We start from the raw sequence: 1,184 nt of genomic DNA on the forward strand, positions 1-1,184 counted from the left end.
TTCCAGCTGAATTACGTATGCTTTATCTCGCACATAACGGTGAGGTTAGATCTGGACCAGGATTATTTTTTGGGTTGCCATTTCTCTCGTTAGATGAAGTTTTAGAGGAGTGGAGAATATGGAAAAAGGTTGAAGATGGAGGACCATTTGATTTTGAGGCATATTCTATACCAACAAATTATATTAAAGAAAAATATGCAAATAAAAAATGGATACCAATTAGTAATGATGCTGGTGGGAATAATATTGCAATAGACGTTGATCCGGATAAAAAGGGGGAAATAGGACAAGTTATTAATTTTGGACGAGATGAAGAAGTAAAATATGTAATTGCAAATCGAATTTCAGATTTTTTACTATTTATTTTACAAACGCTAAAAGATAAAAATTTCACAATTCACCGAGAGGAAGATTATTTATATTGGAGCTATGGCAAAAACGATAATATACATTTTTTAGACGCATTATTTAATATTGAATTACCTGTCTTACATCCTAATTTTATATTTAAGTCTGAAAAAAATGTTAAAGATTGGTATGGTAGTTTAAATGGAACATGGAAAAATATCGTGGGATCTCATGAACGTGCGAGTAAATTTATAAGAGAAAAGAGATTATATTTAGGTGGAAATGAGTTAGTAGATATTAGTCCATTACAGATGTGTTCTGAAGTAAGGGAGCTAATTTTAACTGGAAATGAAATTGACGATATTAAGGGATTAGAACGGATGACTTTTTTAAAAAAGTTATATTTAGTTAATAATCCAGTTCAAGATTTAACGCCAATATTACATTTGCAGCACTTAGAAGAAATGAATATTAAGAAGACGAGTGTAAATAATCTATCGGCACTTGTAGAAATGCGATCATTAAAAAAATTGGATATTTCAAATACTGATATTAAAGATTTTTCGTTACTACCGCAGTTTCGGAAGTTAGAATCGCTTTCTGTACATATTTCAAATTGTGAGCAGCTCTATGCGATTTCAAAAGTAGATGCTTTAAAGCATTTACGTATTTTAGGTTTAGAAAATGTCAATGAAGTAGATTTACTCGTTTTACGAAACTTAAATAAATTAATTACAATTGAAGTTGAAAATAGTATTATTGTTAATTTTAATTGTTTTAAAGATAATACAGCACTACAAAATATAAAGTTAATAGATACCAAGGTAAAAGATGGG

Annotated in this window: 1 protein-coding gene; it reads left to right on the plus strand. The window is 29.5% G+C overall.

The window, feature by feature from the left end:
- Positions 1-1,184: SMI1/KNR4 family protein (locus KI356_RS26420; RefSeq protein ID WP_212936933.1), on the plus strand; the 1,184-nt coding region annotated here is incomplete at both ends.

The organism is Bacillus hominis (assembly GCF_018332515.1).
Lineage (GTDB): Bacteria > Bacillota > Bacilli > Bacillales > Bacillaceae_G > Bacillus_A > Bacillus_A hominis.